The 16,394-nt window shown below is 65.2% G+C and carries 22 protein-coding genes and 1 other RNA gene; 14 read left to right on the plus strand and 9 right to left on the minus strand.

From position 1 onward, the window contains the following. The first annotated feature begins 19 nt into the window (after positions 1 to 19). The 3 genes from AC56K1_RS04645 to lgt all read left to right on the plus strand — a co-directional run bounded on the left by AC56K1_RS04645 (position 20) and on the right by lgt (position 2,029). Positions 20 to 244 carry a hypothetical protein gene (locus AC56K1_RS04645; RefSeq protein WP_171082662.1) on the plus strand — a complete coding sequence of 75 codons (225 nt, stop codon included), beginning with the start codon at positions 20 to 22 and terminating at the stop codon, positions 242 to 244. A gap of 79 nt (positions 245 to 323) precedes the next feature. Further along, positions 324 to 1,217 carry a LysR family transcriptional regulator gene (locus AC56K1_RS04650; RefSeq protein ID WP_497156680.1) on the plus strand — a complete coding sequence of 298 codons (894 nt, stop codon included), beginning with the start codon at positions 324 to 326 and terminating at the stop codon, positions 1,215 to 1,217. 2 nt (positions 1,218 to 1,219) lie between these two features. Continuing rightward, the gene (gene lgt / locus AC56K1_RS04655; RefSeq protein ID WP_497156681.1) at positions 1,220 to 2,029 is read left to right on the plus strand and encodes a prolipoprotein diacylglyceryl transferase; all 810 of its coding nucleotides are present in this window, start codon (positions 1,220 to 1,222) and stop codon (positions 2,027 to 2,029) included. Positions 2,030 to 2,078: 49 nt separating this feature from the next. Here lgt and AC56K1_RS04660 read toward each other — a convergent pair whose 3' ends face one another. Both AC56K1_RS04660 and AC56K1_RS04665 read right to left on the minus strand, forming a co-directional pair. After that, positions 2,079 to 2,201: a hypothetical protein gene (locus AC56K1_RS04660; RefSeq protein ID WP_497156682.1), complete on the minus strand. Its 123-nt coding sequence runs from the start codon at positions 2,199 to 2,201 to the stop codon at positions 2,079 to 2,081. A 22-nt stretch (positions 2,202 to 2,223) separates the two neighbouring features. After that, positions 2,224 to 2,571, minus strand: coding sequence for a hypothetical protein (locus AC56K1_RS04665; RefSeq protein ID WP_497156683.1), 348 nt, complete (start codon positions 2,569 to 2,571; stop codon positions 2,224 to 2,226). 303 nt (positions 2,572 to 2,874) lie between these two features. Here AC56K1_RS04665 and AC56K1_RS04670 point away from each other — a divergent pair, with 303 nt between their 5' ends. From AC56K1_RS04670 to AC56K1_RS04680, 3 genes are read left to right on the plus strand one after another with little or no spacing between them, the layout of a single operon-like run. Then, positions 2,875 to 4,185, plus strand: a complete 1,311-nt coding sequence (locus AC56K1_RS04670) for a c-type cytochrome (protein WP_497156684.1) — start codon at positions 2,875 to 2,877, stop codon at positions 4,183 to 4,185. Further along, entirely contained in the window at positions 4,182 to 4,673 is a 492-nt protein-coding gene (locus tag AC56K1_RS04675; RefSeq protein WP_497156685.1) for a (2Fe-2S)-binding protein, read from the plus strand. The genes AC56K1_RS04670 and AC56K1_RS04675 overlap by 4 nt, the downstream gene beginning before the upstream one ends. Then, positions 4,670 to 6,883 carry a xanthine dehydrogenase family protein molybdopterin-binding subunit gene (locus AC56K1_RS04680; protein ID WP_497156686.1) on the plus strand — a complete coding sequence of 738 codons (2,214 nt, stop codon included), beginning with the start codon at positions 4,670 to 4,672 and terminating at the stop codon, positions 6,881 to 6,883. The genes AC56K1_RS04675 and AC56K1_RS04680 overlap by 4 nt, the downstream gene beginning before the upstream one ends. Here AC56K1_RS04680 and AC56K1_RS04685 read toward each other — a convergent pair whose 3' ends face one another. The 5 genes from AC56K1_RS04685 to AC56K1_RS04705 form a co-directional block, all read right to left on the minus strand. After that, entirely contained in the window at positions 6,884 to 7,687 is an 804-nt protein-coding gene (locus AC56K1_RS04685) for a sulfite exporter TauE/SafE family protein (RefSeq protein ID WP_497156687.1), read from the minus strand. It lies immediately after the preceding gene. Next, entirely contained in the window at positions 7,687 to 8,157 is a 471-nt protein-coding gene (locus AC56K1_RS04690) for an EVE domain-containing protein (protein ID WP_497156688.1), read from the minus strand. The genes AC56K1_RS04685 and AC56K1_RS04690 overlap by 1 nt, the downstream gene beginning before the upstream one ends. 78 nt (positions 8,158 to 8,235) lie before the next feature. Next, positions 8,236 to 8,417: non-coding RNA, 6S RNA (gene ssrS / locus AC56K1_RS04695), on the minus strand. A gap of 44 nt (positions 8,418 to 8,461) precedes the next feature. After that, positions 8,462 to 8,773: a cell division protein ZapA gene (locus AC56K1_RS04700; RefSeq protein WP_497156689.1), complete on the minus strand. Its 312-nt coding sequence runs from the start codon at positions 8,771 to 8,773 to the stop codon at positions 8,462 to 8,464. Beyond that, complete coding sequence (locus AC56K1_RS04705) at positions 8,770 to 9,000, minus strand: hypothetical protein (protein WP_497156690.1); 231 nt, start codon at positions 8,998 to 9,000, stop codon at positions 8,770 to 8,772. Before AC56K1_RS04705 ends, AC56K1_RS04700 begins: the two co-directional genes overlap by 4 nt. A gap of 415 nt (positions 9,001 to 9,415) precedes the next feature. On the opposite strand from AC56K1_RS04705, the gene groES reads away from it, so the two are divergent. Both groES and groL read left to right on the plus strand, forming a co-directional pair. Then, a complete protein-coding gene (groES, locus tag AC56K1_RS04710) occupies positions 9,416 to 9,706 on the plus strand; it encodes a co-chaperone GroES (RefSeq protein ID WP_091872698.1) in 291 nt (96 codons plus the stop codon). A gap of 54 nt (positions 9,707 to 9,760) precedes the next feature. Beyond that, positions 9,761 to 11,407, plus strand: a complete 1,647-nt coding sequence (gene groL, locus AC56K1_RS04715) for a chaperonin GroEL (RefSeq protein WP_497156691.1) — start codon at positions 9,761 to 9,763, stop codon at positions 11,405 to 11,407. 246 nt (positions 11,408 to 11,653) lie between these two features. On the opposite strand, the gene AC56K1_RS04720 is transcribed toward groL, so the two are convergent. Next, entirely contained in the window at positions 11,654 to 11,878 is a 225-nt protein-coding gene (locus AC56K1_RS04720; protein WP_497156692.1) for a hypothetical protein, read from the minus strand. Positions 11,879 to 11,951: 73 nt separating this feature from the next. Between AC56K1_RS04720 and AC56K1_RS04725 the strand changes: the two genes are divergently transcribed. The 6 genes from AC56K1_RS04725 (at position 11,952) to AC56K1_RS04750 (ending at position 15,870) form a co-directional block, all read left to right on the plus strand. Further along, positions 11,952 to 12,848 carry a LysR family transcriptional regulator gene (locus AC56K1_RS04725; RefSeq protein WP_497156693.1) on the plus strand — a complete coding sequence of 299 codons (897 nt, stop codon included), beginning with the start codon at positions 11,952 to 11,954 and terminating at the stop codon, positions 12,846 to 12,848. Between the two features lie 34 nt (positions 12,849 to 12,882). Then, a complete protein-coding gene (locus tag AC56K1_RS04730) occupies positions 12,883 to 13,443 on the plus strand; it encodes a YdeI/OmpD-associated family protein (protein ID WP_497156694.1) in 561 nt (186 codons plus the stop codon). 100 nt (positions 13,444 to 13,543) lie between these two features. Next, the gene (locus tag AC56K1_RS04735) at positions 13,544 to 14,002 is read left to right on the plus strand and encodes a hypothetical protein (RefSeq protein WP_497156695.1); all 459 of its coding nucleotides are present in this window, start codon (positions 13,544 to 13,546) and stop codon (positions 14,000 to 14,002) included. A gap of 394 nt (positions 14,003 to 14,396) precedes the next feature. Beyond that, complete coding sequence (locus AC56K1_RS04740) at positions 14,397 to 14,783, plus strand: YXWGXW repeat-containing protein (protein ID WP_497156696.1); 387 nt, start codon at positions 14,397 to 14,399, stop codon at positions 14,781 to 14,783. Between the two features lie 135 nt (positions 14,784 to 14,918). Continuing rightward, entirely contained in the window at positions 14,919 to 15,344 is a 426-nt protein-coding gene (locus AC56K1_RS04745) for a DoxX family protein (protein WP_497156697.1), read from the plus strand. 106 nt (positions 15,345 to 15,450) lie between these two features. Next, the gene (locus tag AC56K1_RS04750) at positions 15,451 to 15,870 is read left to right on the plus strand and encodes a GFA family protein (RefSeq protein WP_497156698.1); all 420 of its coding nucleotides are present in this window, start codon (positions 15,451 to 15,453) and stop codon (positions 15,868 to 15,870) included. On the opposite strand, the gene AC56K1_RS04755 is transcribed toward AC56K1_RS04750, so the two are convergent. Continuing rightward, positions 15,867 to 16,367 carry a hypothetical protein gene (locus AC56K1_RS04755; protein ID WP_497156699.1) on the minus strand — a complete coding sequence of 167 codons (501 nt, stop codon included), beginning with the start codon at positions 16,365 to 16,367 and terminating at the stop codon, positions 15,867 to 15,869. The genes AC56K1_RS04750 and AC56K1_RS04755 overlap by 4 nt on opposite strands. Positions 16,368 to 16,394 lie beyond the last annotated feature (27 nt).

The following is a 16,394-nucleotide window of genomic DNA, read 5'->3' on the forward strand; positions in this document are numbered from 1 at the left end:
GGTGCTGAAGGAGTCTCCCATGCCGCTGATCTTGCTGATTGCCGCCCTCTGCGGGCTGCGTTTTTTTGAAGTATGGCGTTTCGCCGACCTGTCCTGGTGGTATATCGTCGGGCTGATGGTGTTCGCCTTCATCTGGTTCGAGTTCATCGAGAAGCTGCTCGGGCTCGACAAGAAGAAGGAACACAATGTGCAATCGAAGCACCGCGCAGCGCGGGTGAAGCAGGCCTTCGACAAGCGCCGCTGAGCCAGGCTCACGGTAGGCAAGGATGGTGTGTGATATGTTCTGCATATCACCGGGCCCAGCCCATATATCCTGCGTATCAATGACACCTGAACTGCGCCAGCTCCGCCATTTTCTTGCCGTCGCCGAAGAGCTGCATTTCGGCCGCGCCGCCGAGCGGCTGCACATGACGCAGCCGCCTTTGTCCCAAAGCATCGCCGGCTTGGAGGAGCTGCTCGGCGCCCCCCTCTTCCTGCGCAATCGCCGCCAGGTGGCGCTCACGCCCGCCGGCACCGCCCTGCTGCCCGAAGCGCGGCGCATCCTCGACGACGCCGCCCGCTTGCCGGAACTGGTGCGCCGCGTGGCCGGCGGCGAAGCGGGACGCCTGAGCCTGGCCTTTGTTTCCACCGCCGACTACAGCGTGCTGCCCGCCATCCTGCAGCGCTACCGCTCCGCCTTCCCGGACGTGGCCCTGGTGCTGCGCGAAGCGACCTCCGACGTGCAGGCCGACGAGCTGCTGCACGCGCGCATCGACGCCGGCTTCGTCATCCCGCCGCTGCCCGGCAAGATGGACGCGGCCATCGACTACATGAAACTGCTGGAAGAACCCCTGATCCTGTGCGCCCCCGCGGGCCTCGAAGCCTTGCGGGCCAGGGGCCCGGTGCGCCTGCGCGACCTGCCGCCCCTGCCGCTGGTGATCTTCCCGCGCGCGGTGGCGCCCGCCCTGCACGACGCCATCCTGGCCTGCTTTCGCGCGGCCGGCATCACGCCCGTCATCGGCCAGGAAGCGATCCAGATGCAGACCATCGTCAGCCTGGTCTCCGGAGGCATGGGATTGGCACTTGTGCCACAATCCGTGTCGAACCTGATGCGCGCTGGCGTAGAATACCGTGCCCTGGTCGACCCCACGCCGCTGGCCGAGCTGGGCCTGGCCTGGCGCCGCGACAATCCGTCGCCGGTCTTGCGGAGCTTTTTGGATTTACTGAGGAAGAACTGATTATGCTGGTACACCCGAATCCGGACCCGGTCGCCTTTTCGATCGGCCCGGTGGACATCCACTGGTATGGCCTGATGTATGTGGTGGCCTTCGGCCTGTTCCTGGCCCTTGGCCGGCTGCGCATCCGCCAGCCGCACATCGCCGCGCAAGGCTGGAAGGCCGAAGACCTCGACGACATGCTTTTCTACGGCATGCTCGGCGTGGTGCTGGGCGGACGCCTGGGCGAAGTGCTGTTCTACCAGCCCGCCCATTTCTTCGCCAATCCGCTCGAGATCTTCAAGGTCTGGCAGGGCGGCATGTCCTTCCACGGCGGCTTCCTGGGCGTGCTGGTGGCGATGGCGCTGTGGGCGCGCAAAGCCAGGCGCAACCTGCTCGACGTCTACGACTTCATCGCCCCGATGGTGCCGCTCGGGTATGCGGCCGGGCGCCTGGGCAACTTCATCAACCACGAGCTGCCGGGCCGCATCGCCGACCCGAGCCTGCCCTGGGCCATGCTGTGGCCGGGCGTCGAAGGCCCGCGCCACCCGTCGCCGCTGTACCAGATGCTGCTCGACGGGATCGTTGTATTCATCATCCTCTGGCCCTACGCGCGCAAGCAGCGCCCGCGCCTCGCGGTCGGCGCCATGTTCACCCTTCTGTATGGGTGCGCGCGCTTTACCACCGAATACTTCCGCGTGCCGGACTGGGAAATCACGGTGGCAGGCATTCCCGTCACTTCGGGCCAGGTGCTGTCGCTGCCGATGATCATCGGCGCCCTGGTGATGCTGGCCTGGGCCTACCGCCAGGCCCCTGGCCGCCCGGTGCACGCCTGAATCATCACGCGGGCGCGAGCGCCCACCGCAAGTCTTCCGGCGTGGCCGGCTAGGTCAGGTGCAGGTCGCGGCCTGCGCCGGCCGCGCTGCCGAAAGGCCAGGCGGTACGGAACAGGATGGCGCCCCTGGCGTCGGTGAGGATGACGGCCAGCCATTCCGGCCGGGCCGCCACCAGTGCGCAGCCCGGCTGCCGCTTATTCGTCGAATTCTTCGGCCAGGTTCTTCCAGCCGCGGCTCTTGGCGAAAACCGCGAATTCTTCCGGCGCTTCGAGCACGATCGTCTTGCTCTCTTGCAGGCCCGGGTCGCTGTGGCCAAAATCGGGCCCTTTGTAGCCGAGCGCGCGCAGGCGCTCGACGATGGCCTTGGTCAGCACCGTGTCTTTGTAGGCGGCCGGGTCGAGCTGGGCCTTGAAGTCCACGTACACGTCAATGATCCCGTAACCCTCGTCGAAGATGCGGATCGCCTTGACGTCCAGGGTACGGCCGTTGCTGTCCGCGGCCTGGAAGGCGCCGGACAGTTCAATGTCGGAATCGGTAGTCATGGTGGCAAGCATACCACTGCGGGACGTCGAGGGCGTTCGATACGTATGCGCGCCAGCGCCAGGCTGCGCCTGGCAAGGCCTCCCGGCCCACCGTCAATTTGGCATTTCCTGGACCAGCCAGAGCAAGATTGACTGGCCATGTCTGTTTCCGGAGCAATCCCAATTATTTGAACGACACAATGTATGAATAGCTTGGTCCCGTACTGGTACGGGCTGCTGAGCCAATCATAACGCTCAGCCATGATATTCTCCGCCAGCCGATGGAGGCTGCCTGCTCTCCACGTATAAAGGAGGGAAGTCGGAATGAAGTGGCCAGGACGCGCGCGGCGATACGGCTGGTGGCTGGCTCTGGCAGGAAGTCCCGTGCTGGCGCTTGCCGCCTGCTTCCTCATGTGGCGTCCCGCCCTGCCGCCGCAATCCGCGCCAAGCCGCTTCGACACTGCCCTGGTCGAACGCGGCGCGAACCTGTCGCGCCTGGGCATGTGCGCCGCCTGCCACACCGTCGATCCTGCAAAACCCTTCGCCGGCGGCCTGGCACTCAAGACGCCCTTCGGCACCGTCTACAGCACCAACATCACGCCGGATGCGCGCACCGGAATCGGTGCCTGGAGCGAGGAAGCGTTTACGCGCGCGATGCGCCGGGGCGTCGCGCGCGACGGCCACCTGCTCTACCCTGCCTTCCCCTACAACCATTACGCGCAACTGGCGCAGGACGATATCCGCGCGCTGTATGCCTATGTGATGACGCGGCCGGCGCTGAACGCCCCGGCGCGCGAGAACGACATGACCTTCCCGTTCGGCTTGCGCCCGCTGGTCGCCTTCTGGAACCTGCTCTATTTAGCCGACGCGCCATGGCAGGCCGACCCGCGCCAGTCGGCCGAGTGGAACCGCGGCGCCTATGTAGCCAATGCGCTGGCCCACTGCGGCGCATGCCATACGCCACGCACGATGCTCGGCGGCCCGAACCTGAAGCGCCGGCTCGATGGCGGCGACGCCGAAAACTGGTACGCGCCTGCCCTGAACAGGCACTCGCCCTCGCCCGTACCGTGGACGCGCGAACACCTCACCAGCTACCTGCGCACCGGTCTCGCACCCGGCCATGCGATCGCGGCCGGGCCGATGCAGGATGTCGTCGTGAACCTGGGACAATCCGATCCACGGGACGTCGCCGCCGTCGCCACCTACATCCACAGTTTCCTGGCACAGGCGCCCGCGCGCGCGGCGCCGGCAAGTACAGCTGCAACTACGCCCGGCAGCTTGCCCGTCCCGGCCGCCGGTGGGGACGACGCGCAGCAGATGCGCCAGGGCTACGAGATCTATGCGATGGCCTGCGCGCGCTGCCACGATCTCGGGCGCGACGCCGGCTCGGGCAGCGCGCTGCCGCTGCAGAAGGCGGTCGCGCTCTACGACCCGGACCCGCGCAACCTGGTCCACCTGATCCGCGAAGGCGTCGCGCCCCCGAACGGCGAGCCGGGACGCTTCATGCCGGGTTTCGGCGCGATGCTGGACGATGCCCAGCTGACCGCTCTTGTCACCTACCTGCGGCGCTACGGCGCCAAGGCCGCGCCCTGGCCGGACCTCGAGGACAGCATCCAGAAAGCCAAACACCCATGACCACTTACCGCCTGCAGGTCAACGGCAAGCCGCACACGGTTGACGTCGATCCGGATACGCCGCTGCTCTACGTGCTGCGCAACGACCTGAAGCTCAATGGTGCGAAGTTCGGCTGCGGCCTCGGGCAATGCGGCTCCTGCACCGTGATGCTCGACAAGGCGCCCGTGATGTCCTGCGTGCTGCCGGTGGCGCTGGTGGGCACGCGCGCCGTGCGCACGGTGGAGTCGCCCGGCAGCCGCTGGGTGCCGAGCGTGGTGCTGCAGCAGGCCTTCATCGACGAGCAGGCCGCGCAATGCGGCTACTGCATCGCCGGCATGATCATGCGCGCCACCGCCCTGTTCGAACAGGTCCCGGCGCCGAGCGACGAGCAGATCCGCGACTGGATGCAGCCGAACCTGTGCCGCTGCGGCACCCACATGCGCATCCTGCGCGCCGTGCGCCGCGCCGCCGACGTGCTGGCAATGCAACCGGTGCGAAAAAAACGATGAGCAGCAATCCTCATGACAAGGGCCGGCGCCGCTTCCTGGCCGCGAACGGTGGCCTGGTGCTGTCGTTCGCGCTGCCTTCAAACGCGCAGGCACAAGGAGCCAGGCTGCCGGGAAGCCTGGACAAGACGCCCTGGCTGGATGCCTGGATCCGGGTCGGCGCCGACAACCGCGTTACGGTCTTCACCGGCAAGGTGGAGCTGGGCCAGGGCATCAGGACCGCGCTGCTGCAGGTGGCCGCGCACGAACTGCAGATCGATCCGGGACGCCTGGAACTGGTCACCGCCGACACCGACCGCACGCCCGACGAAGGCTATACCGCCGGCAGCCTGTCGATGCAGGACAGCGGCACCGCGCTGCGCCATGCGGCGGCCCAGGTGCGCGCCCTGCTGCTTGCCAGGGCAGCCACGCGCCTGGCCGTGCCGGCGGCCCTACTCGTGCAAACCAATAGCGTGTTCCGCGCGCCCGATGGCCGCCGCATCAGCTTCGGCGAGCTGGTGGCCAATGGCCAACAGCACGTGCGCGCCAGCGGCGCCCTGCCCCCGCGCGAGAAAGCAGCGCCGCGCCATGCCGGCGTGACGCTGCCGCGGGTTGACATCCCCGGCAAGCTGAAAGGCGAACTCGCCTACGTGCACGACCTGCGCCTGCCCGCCATGGTGCATGCGCGCGTGGTGCGACCGCCAGCAACGGCAGCACGGCTGCTCGCGGTCGACACACAGCAGGTGATGCGCCTGCCCGGCGTGCTCGATGTCGTGCGCGACGGCCGCTTCCTGGCCGTGATCGCCGACGAGGAATGGCGCGCGGTGAAGGCCGCAAGCGCGCTGGCGCGCGCGGTGCGCTGGGACGCGCCGGACCTGCTCCCGGCGGGCCAGGACGTGGCGGCGCTGGCGCGCGGCCTGGGCTCGCAGCCGCAGCAGATTCTTGCGCGCGGTGCTCCAGGTGCCGCCGGCCAGACCCTGCGCGCCACCTACACCCGGCCCTTCCAGCTGCACGCTTCCCTGGGGCCCTCCTGCGCCGTCGCGCAACTCGAAGAAGGCCGCTACACCGTGTGGACCCATTCGCAAGGCGTGTTCCCGCTACGCGCCGCGCTGGCCGAACTGATCGGCGCGCCTGAGGAGGCGATCCGCTGCGTGCACATGGAAGGTTCCGGCTGCTACGGCCACAATGGCGCCGACGACGTGGCGGCCGACGCCATTCTGCTGGCGCGCGCCTTTCCCGGCAACCCGGTGCGGGTGCAGTGGATGCGCGAGGAAGAGCATTGCTGGGAGCCCTACGGCCCGGCGATGGTGGCCGAGGTGCAGGCGACGCTGGATGCGGGCGGCCGCATCGCCGACTGGCAATACGAGGTCTGGAGCCAGCCGCACAATACGCGCCCCGGCAAGGCCGGCAACCTCCTGGCCGCCACCCATCTGGCGCGGCCGTTCACGCCGCCGGCACCAAAACCCATCCCGCAGCCGCAGGGCGGCGGCGACCGCAACGCGATTCCCTATTACGTGCTGCCGAACGCCCGCGTGACCCACCGCTTCCAGCCGGCGGGTCCCTTCCGCACCTCGGCCCTGCGCTCGCTAGGCGCCTACTGCAACGTGTTCGCCATCGAGAGCTTCATGGACGAACTGGCGCGCGCCGCAAAAGCCGACCCGGTGGCCTTCCGCCTGCGCCACCTGGCGGACCCGCGCGCGATCGAGGTCGTGAAACTGGCCGCCGCCAAGTTCGGCTGGGACGCTTATAAGAAGACCGCCGGCCGCGGCCGCGGCTTCGCGTTCGCCCGCTACAAGAACCTGGCCGCCTGGTGCGCCATCGCGCTGGAAGTCGAGGTGGCCCTCGACACCGGTTTCGTGCGCATCACGCGCGCGGTCGCCGCCGTCGATTGCGGCGAGATCGTCAGCCCCGACGGGGTGCGCAACCAGATCGAGGGCGGCATCCTCCAGTCGGCCAGCTGGTCGCTACTGGAAGCGGTGCGCTTCGACGCCAAGCGCGTGCTGACACAGGACTGGGCCAGCTATCCGATCCTGCGTTTTAACGGGGTGCCGGACCGGGTGGACGTGCACCTGCTGGATCGTCCCGGCCAGCCGTATCTTGGCACCGGCGAAGCCGCGCAAGGCCCGGCGGCGGGGGCGCTGGCCAATGCGGTCGCAGACGCCGTGGGACTGCGTGTGCGCGATCTGCCGATGGACCGCGCACGCATGCGCGGGTTCGCAACGAAGGCAAAGTAATCAGTTGAACGCCTTCCAGAACATGTAGGCCGCCAGCGCGTACAGGATCACGGCGAATACCTTCTGCAGCCGGCGCACCGGCATCTTGTGGGCGGTGCGCGCCCCCAGTGGCGCCATGGTCACGCTGGCCAGCGCGATGATGACCAGCGCCGGCAGGTAGACGAAACCGAGCGAGTAGCCAGGTAGTCCGGCCTCGCCCCAGCCATAATAGATATTCGAGATGGTGCCCGACAGCGCGATCGGAAAGCCCAGCGCCGCACTGGTGGCCACCGCATTGTGGATGCGCACGCCGCACCAGGTCATGAAGGGCACCGACACGAAGCCGCCGCCCGCGCCCACGATGCCCGACAGGGTGCCGATCACGCCGCCCGCCGCGAACATGCCCGGCGCGCCCGGCAGTTCACGCGTGGCCGCCGGCTTTTTCCCGATCAGCATCTGGGTCGCCGAGAAGGCCACGAACACGCCGAAGAACAGGGCCAGCACCGAGGCATCCATCTGCTTGCCGATCCAGGGCCCGATCCAGGAGCCGACCAGGATGCCCGGCGCCAGCAGCTTCACCACGGGCCACAGCACCGCGCCGTGCTGGTGGTGGGCGCGCACCGACGACAGCGAGGTAAACAGGATAGTGGCGAGCGAGGTGGCGATCGCCATGTGGATGACCAGTGCGGGCGGGAAGCCGCGCGCGGTGAAGATCATTGTGATGAAGGGCACCAGCACCATGCCGCCGCCGATGCCCAGCAAGCCCGCCGCGAAGCCCCCAAAAGCGCCCATCGCCAGCAGCGCCAGACTCAAGCCGATGTCCATCAGCGCGTCCCTTCCTTGATCAAGGCGGTAATGGTGTTCCACTGCGCTTGCGTGACGGGCGAAATCGACAGGCGGCTGCCTTTCTGCAGCAGCACCATGTCCTCCAACGCGGGAACGGCGCGCATCTCGCTCAAGGGCAGGTAGCGCCCCGCTTCGACTGCGTGCACGTCGACCGAGATCCAGCGCGGCTGCTCCTGGGTCGCTTTCGGGTCGTAATAATGGGAGGCTGCGTCGAACTGGGTCGCATCCGGATACGGGCCGCTGGCCACTTCGGCGATGCCCGCCACGCCCGGCACCGCGCAGCTGGAGTGATAGAACAGGATGCCGTCGCCGACGGCCATCGCGTCGCGCATGAAGTTGCGCGCCTGGTAGTTACGCACGCCGAACCAGGCCACCGTCTGCCCGGGCGCGGCCAGCACGTCGTCGAAACTGACTTCGTCCGGCTCGGATTTCATCAACCAATAGCGCACCGCGCCTCCATGTACAACTGCGCCAGACGGCGCGCAAAAAAAAGCGGCTGCGTACCAAGGTGCGCAACCGCTCGTGTGTGTAGCCCCGCCTGTGCCGTTATTGCCGGCATCCCGAACCAAAAGGCTCAAGGTGGTCGCAGTCAGCTCAATTTCGGGTTCGTCAAACTAGTGACGATCGCGCCCACCAAGCATTGTTCCACAACCTATGCGAAAGAATGGTTCAAGGAATATATGGCAAATCTCGAACACCGCAGGGTAGGCGCCAGTTTACTACGCTGAGCGCCCATGTCAAACGAATTCAGGCTCAGGTGAGATTTTCCTGTGGCGACAAGGCGCTGTCGAGCACCGTGTGCATCGCTTCGAGTTTTTGCTTGACTTCGAGGATCGACATGTCCGATAGCGGCCCTTGCGGCGACTTCACCGACAGGAATTCGGCCGCCACGCTCAGCGCCGCCATCACCGCGATGCGGTCGGTGCCCTTGACCTTGCCCGAGTCGCGCAGTGCGCACATCTTGCCATCCAAGTAGTGGACGGCTTCGCGCAGCGTGCGCTCTTCGCCTTCGCGGCAGGCCAGGCGGTAGGACTGGCCCATGATGCTGCAATCGAGATGGATCATTGGGTGGCCTCGCTGTCGTGTGCGGCGCTGGAGGCGCCGGCTTCGGCGCCGGCCTCGCTGGCTTCGTCTTCGCCCGCGTCGGCTTCAGGCGCCGGGAACTGCGCGAGCAGCGCTTCGACGCGGCCCTGGGCCAGCAGCAGGCGCTCCTTGAAGGCGAGGTTTTCGGCGCTCAGCAGGCTGTTGGCCTGGCGCAGCAGGTAGTTCTCGGCACGCAGTGACTGGGTCAATTGGGCGAGCCGGTCAATTTTGTCGGAGAGGTCTTGGAATTCGGAAATCATTCGACACTATAGGTCCGGGATGGTTTTTCAGTCAACCGTAATGCATGCACCCTGGGCGGGCGCAAAAGGCCCGCTCGCGCGCGTGCGGCATCGGCACGGCATTCAGTGTACCCTGCCCGCCTGTTGTCTGCGACACCACACCCATCATGGGTAAAGCCCCCTAGCAAATTGCGTTTTCGCAAATTAGTCGGTTATCAGCTTCACATTGAGCCTTGAAATAGGGGGTTATCGTCCCTATAATTAGCTCTGGTTAGCACTCGTCAGCAGAGAGTGCTAACAACCGATGTCACTTATTCTCAGGCGACGCCCAGGTGCGGCGGCGCCAATCCAGCTAGTCAAACCACTGAAAAACAAGGAGTTTTGCATGAACCTTCGTCCTCTGCACGATCGCGTAATCGTGAAGCGTCTCGACCAGGAAACCAAGACCGCATCCGGCCTGATCATCCCTGATGCAGCCGCCGAGAAGCCGGACCAGGGCGAAATCCTCGCCGTCGGCAACGGCAAGGTGCAGGACAACGGCCAACTGCGCGCGCTCGAAGTGAAAGTCGGCGACCGCGTCCTGTTCGGCAAATACTCGGGCCAGGCCGTCAAGGTCGACGGCCAGGAACTGCTGGTCATGCGCGAAGAAGACATCATGGCCGTCGTGGCCCTGTAATCGTTCCCGCATTCCTCCCGCAATCCATTCACGAACTCATTCGGAGCACTACACATGGCAGCTAAAGAAGTAATCTTCGGCGACGCAGCGCGCGCCAAAATGGTCGAAGGCGTCAACATCCTCGCCAACGCAGTCAAAGTCACCCTGGGCCCGAAAGGCCGCAACGTCGTGCTGGAGCGCTCGTTCGGCTCGCCGACCGTGACCAAGGACGGCGTCTCGGTCGCCAAAGAGATCGAACTCAAAGACAAGCTGATGAACATGGGCGCGCAAATGGTCAAGGAAGTCGCTTCCAAGACCAGCGACAACGCCGGTGACGGCACCACCACCGCGACCGTGCTGGCACAAGCCATCGTCCGCGAAGGCATGAAGTTCGTTGCCGCCGGCATGAACCCGATGGACCTGAAGCGCGGCATCGACAAGGCAGTTGCTGCCACCGTCGAAGAGCTGGCGAAAATCTCGCGTCCATGCACCACCACCAAGGAAATCGCCCAGGTCGGCGCGATCTCGGCCAACTCGGACTACTCGATCGGCGAGCGTATCGCTGAAGCGATGGACAAGGTCGGCAAGGAAGGCGTCATCACCGTCGAAGACGGCAAGTCGCTGAACGACGAGCTGGATATCGTGGAAGGCATGCAGTTCGACCGCGGCTACCTGTCGCCTTACTTCATCAACAACCCGGACAAGCAGGTCGCCGTTCACGAGAACCCGTTCATCCTGCTGTGCGACAAGAAGATCTCGAACATCCGTGACCTGCTGCCGGTACTGGAACAGGTCGCGAAAGCCGGCCGTCCGCTGGTAATCGTCGCCGAAGACATCGAAGGCGAAGCGCTGGCGACCCTGGTCGTCAACAACATCCGTGGCATCCTGAAGACCGTCGCCGTCAAGGCGCCAGGCTTCGGCGACCGCCGCAAGGCCATGCTGGAAGACATCGCTGTCCTGACCGGCGGCCAGGTCATCGCAGAAGAAGTCGGTCTGACCCTGGAAAAGGTCACGCTGAACGAACTGGGCCAGGCCAAGCGCGTCGAAGTGGGCAAGGAAAACACCATCATCATCGACGGTGCAGGCGCCGCTGAAACCATCGAGGCACGCGTCAAGATGGTGCGTATCCAGATCGAAGAAGCGACCTCGGACTACGACCGCGAAAAGCTGCAAGAGCGCGTGGCCAAGCTGGCCGGCGGCGTTGCCGTGATCCGCGTCGGTGCAGCCACCGAAGTCGAGATGAAAGAGAAGAAGGCCCGCGTCGAAGACGCACTGCACGCAACCCGCGCTGCCGTTGAAGAAGGCATCGTGCCAGGCGGCGGCGTTGCCCTGCTGCGTGCACGCGCTTCGATCAACATCAAGGGCGACAACCCAGACCAGGACGCAGGCATCAAGATCGTCATGCGCGCCATGGAAGAACCGCTGCGCATGATCGTCCAGAACGCCGGCGACGAGCCATCGGTGGTTGTTGCTGCCGTCCTGGCCGGCACCGGCAACTACGGCTACAACGCTGCCAACGGCACCTACGGCGACATGGTCGAAATGGGCGTGCTCGATCCTGCCAAGGTCACCCGCTCGGCACTGCAAAACGCAGCGTCGATCGCCGGCCTGATGCTGACCACCGATTGCATGGTCTCGGAAATGGCTGAAGACAAGCCAGCCGGCGGCATGGGCGGCATGGGCGGCATGGGTGGCATGGGTGGCATGGACGGCATGATGTAATGTGCCTGGCGCCGGATTGATCCGGCGCCGCCCCATCCGAAAAGCCTGCAAGGTTCGCGCCTTGCAGGCTTTTTAATTTTCGATGGAACAAGCAATGATGGTGATCTGGGATGGAGAACGCCGTGTCAGTCGCCTGCGGTAGCGCCATCGCGCCCACGCGTTCAAATCACGGCAATGCTGCCTGCGCGGCTGTTCACATCCTGACCATCACGCGTGGTCGGGAGACCCGCTCACCCGACGATTTGCCTATATGCGGGCGTGTGCATGCCGGCCGACGATGACCAGCGCGCTTCCCGCAAGCTCCACCAGCACCACCGGCAAAGCCTGCACCGGCATGCCCTGCCCCGCCAGCGCCGCCGCGAATGCCGGCACCCCCAGGGCCACCAGCCCCAGGAAACCATGCGACAACAACAGCGCCCCGATCGACAGGCGCAGCAGCAAGACAGCGGTAAGCGAGTTTGTGGTTTTCATGATCTGCCCTTTACACAACTGGTTGAGAAGTCCTTACTCTACCTAGGCAAAAACGCAAGTAAAATAGGCGTCCATGCAAGCACCCTATGCAAAAACGCAATCCAAGCTCGACCTGCAGGACCTGGAGACCATCCTGGCCCTGCAGCGCGGCCGCACGCTGGCCGGTGCGGCCGAGCGCCTGAAGGTGGACACCTCCACCGTCTTCCGCGCCATCAAGCGCATCGAGAAGGACGTCGGCGAACCGCTGTTCGAGCGCGGCCGCAGCGGCTATACGGCGACGGAACTCGGGCGCGCACTCGCCGGCCACGCCGAACGGATCGAAACCCAGCTGGAAGAGGCGCGCGAGGAAGCCTTCGACCAGGCGGCCGAGCCCTCGGGCAGCTTGCGCATCACCCTCACCGATACGCTGCTGCACAGCGTGCTGCTCCCAAGGCTGGCGCGCTTCACCGCCACCTACCCGCACATCGACTTGGAACTGGTCACCACCAACGTCCTGGCCAACCTGAGCCAGCGCGAAGCCGACATCGCGATCCGCGTCACCAGCAGCCCGCCCGAGCACCTGGTCGGCATCCGCCTCGGCACGATGCGCTCGGCGGTCTATGCCGGCAAGGACTACCTGGCCGCCCAGCCCCCCGGCCGGCACTATGGCGAGATGGACTGGGTCGCGCTGGACGACAGCCTGCCGGACCATCCTTCGCAGCGCTGGCGCCGCGCGGCTTTCCCGAAACTGGTCCCGCGCCACAAGGCCGGCAACCTGCTGGCGGTGGCCGGCGCCGTGGTGAACAACCTGGGCGTGGGCATCGTGCCGCTCGTGGTCTTGCGCGAGCATCCGCAAGTCGTGATGCTCGAGGGCCCGCTGCCGGAACTGGATATCGGCCTGTGGCTGCTGGCCCATCCCGATACCCGCTACCTCGGGCGGATGAAAGCCATGTTCGACTTCCTGCGTGCGAACATCGATTTGCCGGCGTGAACCCGCGCCGCTCCACCCTTCTTATTGCCGCCTGATGACCCCCACCTTCTTCGCCGATCCATCCGCCTTCCGTAGCTGGCTCGCAGCCAATTCGGCCAGCGCCACCGAACTGCTGGTCGGCTTCTACAAGGCCGGCTCGGAGCATCCCTGCATGTCGTGGTCGGAGTCGGTCGACGAAGCCCTGTGTTTCGGCTGGATCGACGGGCGCCGCAAGCGCATCGATGACGAGCGCTACGTGATCCGCTTCTCGCCGCGCAAGCCGACCTCGATCTGGAGCGTGGTGAACATCGCCAAGATCGACAGGTTGCGCGCCGAGGGCAAGATGCTGCCTGCCGGCGAAGCGGCCTTCGCCCTGCGCAGCGCGGCGAAGTCCGGCATCTATTCGCACGAACGCAGCGACCTGCCCGAGCTGTCCAGCCTTGAGCTCGCCCTGTTCCGGCGCGACCCCGTCGCCTGGGAGTACTTCGATGCCGCACCGCCCGGCTACCGCAAGACCGTCCTGCACTGGATCACCGGGGCGAAGCAGGACAGGACCCGCGCCGGCCGGCTGGCCAAACTCATGGCCGCCTGCGCGGCCCGTACGCGGCTCGCATAAGCACCACGCCGGGGACGGTTTGCCAAGCGGCCGTCGGCAGTGATATTGCCGAGAGAACACGCCACGGTGTAGACTTCCCTGTCACCCTACGAGGCTTTCCATGTTCCTACGCGCCGCATCCCCTTCTTCCCTGCTGGCCATCGCGCTGGCCACGGCCCTGGCGCTCGGGGGCTGCAAGCGCGCCGAACAGGAGGTGGCCAGGCCGGCTCCGGCCCCGGTCAAGGAAGCGCCGGCGCGCACGAGGGAGCAGGCGATGGCTGCCTTGCTCGCGGTGCCGGAACTGAAGGCATGGTCGGAACAGATCGAGAAGCGCTCGAAGGGCAAGGCGCATGGCGCGGTCATCGAGGACGATCCGGCGCCGCGCGTGATCAACGGCAGGAAGTATTACCAGCTGACGTTTGTCGAGAACCGCGCCAGTGACGTACGCCGCCGCGAAAGCTTCCTGGTGGCCCAGCAGGGCGACGACATTTTGGTGGAAAACACCGAGACCGATACCCTGCTGACCCTGCAGGAATGGCGCCGCGACATCAAGCGCGTGGACCTCAAGAGCGCGGATTGAGTCCCGACCTGTCAATACTGCATTGCCAAAAAAATGAAATCCGTTTTTATAAGCTTTGTCGCGTTCTTTCTTGCATTCTCCCCGTAGCAGACGGCCATGCGGCAGAAAGAAATCGCTTGGCATTTGCAGTCATCTGTGACGACCCTCAGCTGTCCGCGAGAATCGAGGTTCCGCTGGATTCCGTGGTTAAAAACCTTATAAGCAACTATTGAAGAGTCGCCAATCGCGACCAGATGCCGCCCTGCCCGCACGCATGAGAATTGGGTGGCTGCTGACAAGCGAAACCTCTACCGCAAACGTCGTAATGTATCGATTGTAAGAACCTGCATCACAGCGACTGTGCACGATATCGACTGGCTATAGTGGAGCCACATCGACACGACAGGAGCACATCATGAAACGAATCCTTCTCACTGCCGCAGCCTTCCTGATCAGTACCGCTGCATTGACCCCGGTGCAGGCACAATCCCGGACCGACATCATTGTCGTGAAACAGGCGCCGCCAGCGCTGCGTGCCGAAAAGCTGCCTGCAATGCGCCGCGGCTTCGAATGGGTCCCTGGCTATTGGGACTGGAGCGGCCGCCGCTATACCTGGGTTGCTGGCCACTACGAAAAAGCCCGGGCAGGCCAGGTCTATGCCCGGCCTGAATGGCGCCGCGATCGTCACGGCTGGGTCCTGGAGCGCGGCAACTGGCGTTCGGGCCAACTGGCCCGTGATCGTGATGGCGACGGTGTCCGCAATCGCGCCGACGCACGCCCGAACAACGCAAACCGTTATTAAGACGCAGGAAGCGAAGGGGCCTGAAAGTCGATTCGCATCTGCCGATGGCTTGCTGTGCTACCTTAGGTAACGGCTTCACGGCCGGTCGATTGGCGGCCGGGCCGTTTTTCGTTGATGGATAAAGGTTGGCGACGAATGATATTCACAGGACTGCAGGCCGCCATAGCGAATCGTCAGGTAAATAACCGGCAACTGGCCGGCCTGTCATTCGTCTTCCTATGGTTCTTCATCGGCGGCATCATGCACTTTGTCGCGACCGATATGGAAGCCCGTATCGTCCCACCCTACATCCCGTGGCCGGTGGCGGCGGTACTGGTAAGCGGCGTCCTTGAATTGCTGGGCGCGGTCGGCATCGTGCTGCCGTCGACACGAAAGGCAGCCGGGATCGGCCTGTTCCTGCTCACACTGGCGGTGACACCCGTACACGTGTATATGCTGCAAAGACCTGAGTTGTTCGGGGTGCCGATATGGGCCCTATGGCTGCGTCTGCCGGTACAGGCGGCCCTGCTGTGGCTGATACTGTGGAGCACCTTCCGTTTGCACCGCCGTACCGACCCCTAGCCACAGCAATCGGTAAGCAAGCTGGCGAAACGGATATCACCAGTCAGTGCTGCGTCAAGCCTGATTCCCCGTAAAATCATTTACCTTTCAACCGGGAGCACCCGATATGAACCACCCCGTTTCAGGCGGATGCGCATGTGGAGCAATCCGCTATACCGCATCGCGCGAGCCGTTCGCCATGATCAACTGCCATTGCAGCGACTGCCAACTGTCGAGCGGCGCGCCGTTCGCCTCCGGCATTGTCGTGATGACTGCCGATCTCGAGATCAGCGGCACGCCGAAGAAGTATGCCGTCAGCGCCAGCAGCGGCGGGCTTGCCACGCGCGGTTTTTGCGGCGATTGCGGCACGCCGCTGTTCACGCAAAGCGACGCAAACGCACAATTCACCTCGATCCGCTTCCCGACGCTGGACGATGCGTCCGGGTTCAAGCCGATGCTCGACATTTATACGGCGAGCGCGCAGCAGTGGGTATGCCTCGACCCGGCGCTTCCGCACTTTCCCCAGTCGCCACAAGCGCCAGGCTAGCCGCAGGTTTCGACGTAAGCCACCGCCGGCTGCAAGCCGGCACGCACCTTGGTCACCTTGCCGCCGCTTTCCTCGACGAGGATCGCGCCACGTCCGTCGGTGCTGGGGAAACTCAGGTAGTGGCCGTTCACGTCGTATTTGTGCGGGGTGAGCACCCCTTCCGGATGACTGGCGCGGATGCGCGCCAAAGGGTCGCCCACGGCGATGCCGAGCGCATTGCCAACGCCGGATTCGGCATCGGCACGGGTCACGATGCCCTGCTCGACCATGAAGCGCAGGCCCGGCACGCCAGGCAAGCGCACCATGCTGCAGGCCGGATCGAACGGCGTGGGCAGCGTGGCCTTGCCTCCCGCGGCCTGCTCCGCCTGTGCCAGGGTCATGCCGAAGCGAATGGCGCCTACTCCGCTGGCGCTGAGTAAGGCCGAAGCCGGCGTGGCCACAGGTTGGGAACAGGCGCCCAGCAGGCAGATCGTTCCGAGTACGAGAAGTTGCCGCATCGTTTTCCTTTGTCGTCATGCCATGCA

The organism is Telluria sp. ZB4P37, from assembly GCF_059685855.1.